The organism is Pedobacter sp. (assembly GCF_045628745.1).
Classification (GTDB): Bacteria; Bacteroidota; Bacteroidia; order Sphingobacteriales; family Sphingobacteriaceae; genus Pedobacter.
The window spans coordinates 1-6,664 of sequence record NZ_JAZQPU010000215.1 but is presented as its reverse complement, the minus strand read 5'-3'; the positions used below and the strand labels follow the sequence as shown (position 1 = coordinate 6,664).

At 36.4% G+C, this 6,664-nt stretch carries 8 protein-coding genes; 7 read left to right on the top strand and 1 reads right to left on the bottom strand.

Annotated elements, in window-relative coordinates:
- Positions 1 to 552, top strand: a 552-nt coding sequence (locus tag ACR2F7_RS08185) for a hypothetical protein (RefSeq protein WP_432713094.1), incomplete at its 5' end; no start/stop codon positions are given.
- A 1,241-nt stretch (positions 553 to 1,793) separates the two neighbouring features.
- Here the strand turns inward: ACR2F7_RS08185 and ACR2F7_RS08180 are convergent.
- Positions 1,794 to 2,714 carry a replication initiation protein gene (locus ACR2F7_RS08180; protein WP_432713093.1) on the bottom strand — a complete coding sequence of 307 codons (921 nt, stop codon included), beginning with the start codon at positions 2,712 to 2,714 and terminating at the stop codon, positions 1,794 to 1,796.
- Positions 2,715 to 3,362: 648 nt separating this feature from the next.
- On the opposite strand from ACR2F7_RS08180, the gene ACR2F7_RS08175 reads away from it, so the two are divergent.
- The 6 genes from ACR2F7_RS08175 to ACR2F7_RS08150 all read left to right on the top strand — a co-directional run.
- On the top strand, positions 3,363 to 3,707 hold the full coding sequence (locus ACR2F7_RS08175) for a hypothetical protein (RefSeq protein ID WP_432713092.1): 345 nt from the start codon (positions 3,363 to 3,365) through the stop codon (positions 3,705 to 3,707).
- Positions 3,704 to 3,982 (top strand): Txe/YoeB family addiction module toxin, encoded by a 279-nt coding sequence (locus ACR2F7_RS08170; RefSeq protein ID WP_432713091.1) that lies wholly within the window; start codon positions 3,704 to 3,706, stop codon positions 3,980 to 3,982. The genes ACR2F7_RS08175 and ACR2F7_RS08170 overlap by 4 nt, the downstream gene beginning before the upstream one ends.
- 168 nt (positions 3,983 to 4,150) lie before the next feature.
- The gene (locus ACR2F7_RS08165; RefSeq protein WP_432713090.1) at positions 4,151 to 4,597 is read left to right on the top strand and encodes a hypothetical protein; all 447 of its coding nucleotides are present in this window, start codon (positions 4,151 to 4,153) and stop codon (positions 4,595 to 4,597) included.
- A gap of 7 nt (positions 4,598 to 4,604) precedes the next feature.
- Entirely contained in the window at positions 4,605 to 4,817 is a 213-nt protein-coding gene (locus ACR2F7_RS08160; protein WP_432713089.1) for a hypothetical protein, read from the top strand.
- Between the two features lie 262 nt (positions 4,818 to 5,079).
- On the top strand, positions 5,080 to 5,412 hold the full coding sequence (locus ACR2F7_RS08155) for a hypothetical protein (protein ID WP_432713088.1): 333 nt from the start codon (positions 5,080 to 5,082) through the stop codon (positions 5,410 to 5,412).
- Positions 5,390 to 6,664 (top strand): relaxase/mobilization nuclease domain-containing protein (locus tag ACR2F7_RS08150; RefSeq protein ID WP_432713087.1); only part of this gene is annotated, 1,275 nt, incomplete at its 3' end. The genes ACR2F7_RS08155 and ACR2F7_RS08150, both read left to right, overlap by 23 nt.

The following is a 6,664-nucleotide window of genomic DNA, read 5'->3' as shown; positions in this document are numbered from 1 at the left end:
GATCTTCAAAAAATGAAGTTTGTAAAACAATATAATCAAGCAATAATATCGGCCTTAGCCGAATTTAAAGCGGAAATAAACAAAGGAAATATTTACTGCGATGCTGACTTTATTTTTCAAAAAAACGGGTTTACCAAACAGGGGGAGCAGTACTTTTATAAAGTAGACAATCTTAGAAGTCCTACTAATAAAAGCGAAATTGTAAAGCCACAGGCAGAGGTTTTAAGGCGTTATGACGAGCATCAGAAACAAATACAGGCATATAACAAATTAATGCAGGAAAAGCCTCAGCAGCCAACCACCTGGGAAAGATTAACCGGTAAGTCCAAAGAGATAGAAGTCAAAAACAGAAAGTTGGCGCAAATGCAGGCACAAGCCAGAAAGCCTGAATTTAACCCTGATATCCGGCTAAACGAAATGTCTTTTCTCCGGACAACGAAATTCAGCGTACAAATGGCTGAGTGGGAGAAAAAGGAAAAAAACAAGGAAATAGCTATAAACAAGCCAGAGACAAATGAGGTCAGAACCAAAAGAAGAGGAATGTCCAGGTGATATTTTTCTTTTAGCTGGTATTAAGCAATGCTAATATTAGCTCCAAAAAACGACGGTTTTTTGATAATCTCTCACTATTTTTTGAATAATCCAAGATGAGGTTATTTTTTGTTAGGTGACCGTGCCAAATCAGCCAGGGATGTTAGTGATTGAATAACTTGACACCCGGCTTTTCTGGTTGCAAAAGCTGGATCAAATTTCTCACTGGAATCACCGCTGCATCGGACTGAGGTATTAAGTGGACTTAAAGTTATATATTAGAAAATCTTAGTCATTATTAACATATGAGGTTTTTGCGTTCAAAGACGTTTCTAGTCTTAATTGCCCTGGTTCTAGTCGACTTCACAGTCATTTGGATCTGGGTGGTCAACGACGAACCTTCACCCGATTCCGCGATTGAAATTTATATTGTTGTACCGTTTGTATTTCTGTTAAATTTAATTATTGCTGGAATATTGTTCTTGTTCAAAAAGAAATACAGCTCGATCTTTCTAGTAAACTCCATCTTATCTTCAATCATAATGTACAATCTTTTTGGTTATGGAATTCACAAAACTATTGACAATATGTATGATTCTTGGGAGTTCACAAAGAATGACACTGTATTCGTGATAAATAAATCTAATGAGTATAATGAATTTAGCATGTCATATAGGACTGATCCAGGTTCGTCAACACAATTCATTTCAGGAGCATCTAAACTTCAAGGCGACACATTAGTATTAAGTAGTGGTTCTACACATATGTTTATAGTAAAGGATAGTCTTTATAACTTTCAGGCCGTAAAATCCTCAATTAAACTTAAAATCAGAAATTAAGATACAATCGGGTAAAGTCAATTCGCAAACAAGTTGCGCTTAATCAGGCATCTAACAAGCTAATTGCAGCAAATCTCCGACTTAAATCATTTAGTTCTTTATACAGAAAGGTATTTCAAAGTTTCACGTAGAGTAAATAAGGTAAGGCAATCCTTGACAGCTGGTCTCAAAAACTGTTGTATAAATAACCTATCAGATTACCAAAATTCCCTCGTTTTTTGATAATAGTGGTGAAGTGTTTTCAATATATCTAATCATTCCCCATTAGGCCTAATCCATCTTTTTCTTTTTTGCCGATTATCATAAACTCATTCCATTAATCAAAGCGTTTTTTCTCATTTTAATAATGAGTTTTTGATAATAATTTATCACATGAAAATAGGCTACGCAAGGGTAAGTACAATCGAAATAACACATTATGAGTTATTTTCTCTTGAATAAAACATGCGCCATTAATGCTGTAGGCGTTTTTTTAACCTCTATAAGCCCGTTGGCAATTTTGCTTTCAAGTTCTATAAACCGATTAAATAAGTCCGTACTTGACATAATAGCTTCTTGCTGTTTTTGGGTAAAGGAGTAATCATTAAGCAGTTTTTGAGTATAGAGATGTACTTGTGCCGGTGACATATCACTGATGATTTTTAGTTCCTCCTGAACCACTTGTTCTGCTTCTTCTTTCTCGCCTTTTCTTGAGGAGATTGTAAATAAGATATCAGTCACCGATTTTCCTGTTTTTCCTGCTTCATAAGCTACAAAAAGATCTGTTTTATTATTAATTTCTTGAATCCCTTTATCCAAGCATCGAACTCTAAAATCTTTGTAATTATAGTTTTCTGCCTTCAATAACTTTTGGAGTTGTATTAAGGGAACATCCCATTCTTTTTTGTCTTTCCAGCGGCTTAGCAATTCGTAAAGCTTCTGCGCATAAATACTGGTTAAAGCTAATGCAGCAGCTAGCTCATATTTTGTAAATCCCTTTTTTAATTCCAAGAAATACGGGACAACATCAGCAAGCATGGTAAGCGTGATCACTCCACCCTTAGCTTTTACCTTTGGGAAAGGAATGATGGCCTCATACTCCTCAGCCTTATCATCATCAACTAAAGTTAATACTCTTGTTTGTAGCTTCTTGACTGCTTCAACAACCCTTTTGTAATTTGTTTCTTGTACCTGTTCGAAGCTAATTTTAAACTCCATGTTCTTGAATAAATCTGGTTGTACATCAAAACCAACATCCAGTCGATTAATTACCAAATACATGATCCTTTTCTCAATCAGGGTCATTTCAGAACTACTCTTCGTTATGATGTTTGGTTGTCGGTTATATTGCCTTTTTAGCTTCATGGTTAGAGGTTTACAAGCAAATATATTAAAAAAGGACATTAAAAATTTATATTGTCCCTTTTATAATGCAATTTGTCGCTTTAACATGCAATTTGTCCCTTTAAACATGCAATTTGTCCCTTTTAGACCTTTCTTTAACATGCAATTCGTCCCTTTAAACATGCAATTTGTCCCTTTTAGACATGCAATTTGTCCTATTTAAATTTAAAAAACAGCCTTTATTGTTTATTAAAGGCTGTTTTCCTCGCACGCGCGCGCGGGGGTCAATTCAACAATATTGAATTGAAACAATCTTTCAATTTTTGATGGCCCCTGCTTTTTAGCCTTTATGAACTGGAAAGGATCAAAAAAATGAATCATCAATTGTGGAACGAAATCAAGAAAATCAAAAAGCGGGGGAAGAAAAAAAAGAGTGTCGCCGGGGGGGGGGCGGCAACTAAGGATTTAGTTGATTTCACTTAACGCATTTTAAAGCGATTTAAGCCGTTGTTTATTCTAAACGATAGTCCAGCCTATATTTATCTTTTAATTCTTTGTAAAGGTCTATGGTTACGGATAAGAGTGAATTAAACCTTTGAAGTTGAATTGCTATTAATTCAAAAGTTGTTCCTATATTTGTGTACACATTTGTGTACTAATTATGTGATCATGAAAATAATATCAACCAGGGAATTTAGAAATGAGACCAAAACCTATTTTGAGCTTGCCGAGAAAGAGCGGGTAGCCGTAAAAAGAGGTAAGAAATTTGTCAATTTCATTGTTACGAATGAGCCCGATTCCCAATTTTTCAGTGAAGCTTGGATAAAAGAGTTTTTAGCCATCCCTGAAAAATATCGTTGTAATCCTTTTGATATCAGTTCAAGCGGTGATTTATACTGGGCGGACAAAAGGAACATTGAACAGCTTAAGAATCGCCTTAATGAAACATCGGAAGGCAACCCTGTAACAGTAAAAACACCCGAAGACCTAAAATCATTTTTAGATTCCTTATGAGGATCTACAAAATTAGTTTTCACTCTCAGGCGGTAGAGGATATCAAAAAACTAAAGAAGTCTGACAAAAATTCATTTAAAAAACTGGATAAACTCCTGGAGGAATTACAAGCGCACCCCTATTCAGGAACAGGAAAGCCCGAACCGTTGAAATATGCTAATAAGGGCGAGTGGTCTCGACGAATAAGTCAAAAACACCGGCTTATCTATACTGTAAATGATGAGGAAATCAGCGTATGGGTATTAGCAGCACACGGCCATTATGGAGATAAATAATTTGCTTTTTTCTTCCCCCATTGTAATCTTACTTAAAGGGAATTAAAAGCGACTTTAAGCGGATTATGTGAGGCATGACATGTCAAAGTTTGTATATTTACTAGTCGGCGTTACTATGACATGTCACTTTGTATGTCAACGTCTGGTGTCAAAATGAATTTTAATAAAATGGACAACTATTTAACGCTTAAACAAGCATCTGAGACCACTGGAAAAAGTGAAAGGCAAATAAGAAGGCTTTGTAATGACCCTAAAAACAATGAATATATACAACGTGATGGAAAAGGCCGATTACTTTTAAAAATTGATTTTTTACAACAAAATTACCCACTTGTCCATGTCCCTAATGGCAAAAATAAGGCTATCCAGAGGGTAGACAATGTCACTAAAGATGACATGTCACAAGAATCTGATAATCTGCACTTTAAAATCGCTTTATTAGAGCAAGAATTAAGACATAAAGATGAATTGTTTGCTGCAAAAGATAAACAGATTGAATTATTGGAGCGCAGTTTACTTATGCTTGTCGAAGCTCGGCCAGTGATTACTCCCCAAGCTCCGGCAGCTCCTGAACCGGAACCAGCAAAAAGAAAGAAATTTTTAGGATTATTTTAAAAAGGCCATGAAAAAAGAGGTTTTACATAAATTAGGATGGATGCAGCAGTTCAGATTTACTGAATATGAAAGCACCTATATAAAAACAGCACTAGTACGCAACGGTTCGGATATTGGTTATATGTCTCCATCTTCTGATTTGTTTTGGGCATCCAGGGATGCTATTGTCCTGGTTGAAGATAAGCCCTTTTCTTTTCCAAGTAAAGAAGGTAAAAAGTAGAATTTGAAGTATAATCTTTAATGTCAAATTCTACTCCCCTTACCATAAATAAAATCTTCTGATTTTATTTATTTACCCCTTTCCCTCAACAAAATTCGAAAATTTCATTTTCTCATTTTTTCCGTTTACTTTTATGGTGCGTTAAAAAAGTGCAAGTTGTGGTTTTGTCATGGTATTTTTGGTTACACCTTAATCCATGCCTTCACCAACTTGCTAAAAAGCTTAACGCTTCGCTACTTTTTAGGGAAAACCCACCGCCAAAATGAAGAAACAAGAAGAACAAAGGTTATACAAGAAAGAGGTCCGGTTCAATAAAGCCGAAAAGGACTTTATTGAAAGCATAGTCGAGAAAAGCGGTTCAAATTTTTCGGCTTATACCCGAAAGCTTTACTATAAAAATGAAGCATCAACAGGGAAATTGGAATTATCCAATTCAACCGTTTCCACCGACAAACGAGATTTCCAAAACCTGTGCAACAACTTTAACCAGTTGGTAAAGCACATGCACCAAACCGGAACTCCCATTCCTGATGTTGCGCACGAATTAGACAAAATACTTAGAGCAGTTCGAGATGGCTATAGCAAAAATATGTAGTGTGTCGGGAAATTCTGCGTCAGTACTAACCTATGCTATTGAGCAAAAGGATAAGAAGCTGCCGGAAGAACAAAAAGCCCAGGTTATTCAGACCAATAATCTTTTTGGCGATATCAAGGACATGTCCAATCAAATGGCCATGTTCCAGGAAGACCGGCCTAACTGCAAAAATAATGTTCTGCATTTGGCATTGAGCTTTGATCCAGCTGAGCGATTAACTGCAATTCAGGCCGAAAAAGCTATAAATACCCTCCTTGAAGAAGTTGGAATCACTAAATCGGATCATCAATATGTTGTGGTCGAGCATAAGGATGCTGCACATCAACATTTTCATATTGTGGCCAGTAGGGTTGGCATGGATGGGAGCCTGCTCAGCGACTCCCATTTGAAAGTTCGTTTAAATGTTATCTGCGATAAAATTGAAAAAGAACAAGGGTTACTTCTTACACCTGGTCGGCAGTGGCAGTATGATCCGAGCAGTGAAAAGGGGTATAAGTTTGTAAAGGTAGAGAAAGAAAAAGTCCTTAAAAATGAAAAAAACCCTAAAATTAAGGACGTTAAAGCCGAAATCCGGAAGGAACTACAAGCTGTGCTGTCTAAAAAGGAGATACGAACGCCTGAACAATTACTGCAGGCGCTTAAAGTGAAAGGAATCGAGATAAAATATTCCGAGAATAAAACCGGGATATCGGGGGTAAGTTTCCGGAGCAAGGATATCGCTGTTAAAGGTTCTGCAGTAGGCTATAAATGGAGCGATATAGGCAAGAGATTAACTGAAAACGCAAAAGAGGTTCAGGTTATAAAAAAGCCCCTTAAAATTGATAACAGGCCAGTTTTAAATAGAGAAATAAAAAATAAAATGTTGCTGTTTATTCAGCAAAATCCTGAAAAATTCAGCAATAATGAGCAATTGGCTGATCAGGCGATCAGAATTTACATGAGGGAATTGAAGCCAGAGGACAACTCATGGCAAACTTGGGAAGCGCATAGGGATCATGAGAAAAAACGCCTGGCATTCAACCGGTACGCTTCCATTGCACTTTCTTATAATGAACGTAATGCCAAATTGCAAACTGAAGGGGTAAATGGAAAGCCTCAGCCAAGTGAAAGAGATCTTCAAAAAATGAAGTTTGTAAAACAATATAATCAAGCAATAATATCGGCCTTAGCCGAATTTAAAGCGGAAATAAACAAAGGAAATATTTACTGCGATGCTGACTTTATTTTTCAAAAAAACGGGTTTACCAAACAG

What these genes read in the sequence shown, in the direction of transcription:
- ACR2F7_RS08180 (WP_432713093.1), bottom strand. Translation starts at nt 2,714, where the DNA reads ATGAAGCTAAAAAGGCAATATAACCGACAACCAAACATCATAACGAAG.
- ACR2F7_RS08175 (WP_432713092.1), top strand. Translation starts at nt 3,363, where the DNA reads ATGAAAATAATATCAACCAGGGAATTTAGAAATGAGACCAAAACCTAT.
- ACR2F7_RS08170 (WP_432713091.1), top strand. Translation starts at nt 3,704, where the DNA reads ATGAGGATCTACAAAATTAGTTTTCACTCTCAGGCGGTAGAGGATATC.
- ACR2F7_RS08165 (WP_432713090.1), top strand. Translation starts at nt 4,151, where the DNA reads ATGGACAACTATTTAACGCTTAAACAAGCATCTGAGACCACTGGAAAA.
- ACR2F7_RS08160 (WP_432713089.1), top strand. Translation starts at nt 4,605, where the DNA reads ATGAAAAAAGAGGTTTTACATAAATTAGGATGGATGCAGCAGTTCAGA.
- ACR2F7_RS08155 (WP_432713088.1), top strand. Translation starts at nt 5,080, where the DNA reads ATGAAGAAACAAGAAGAACAAAGGTTATACAAGAAAGAGGTCCGGTTC.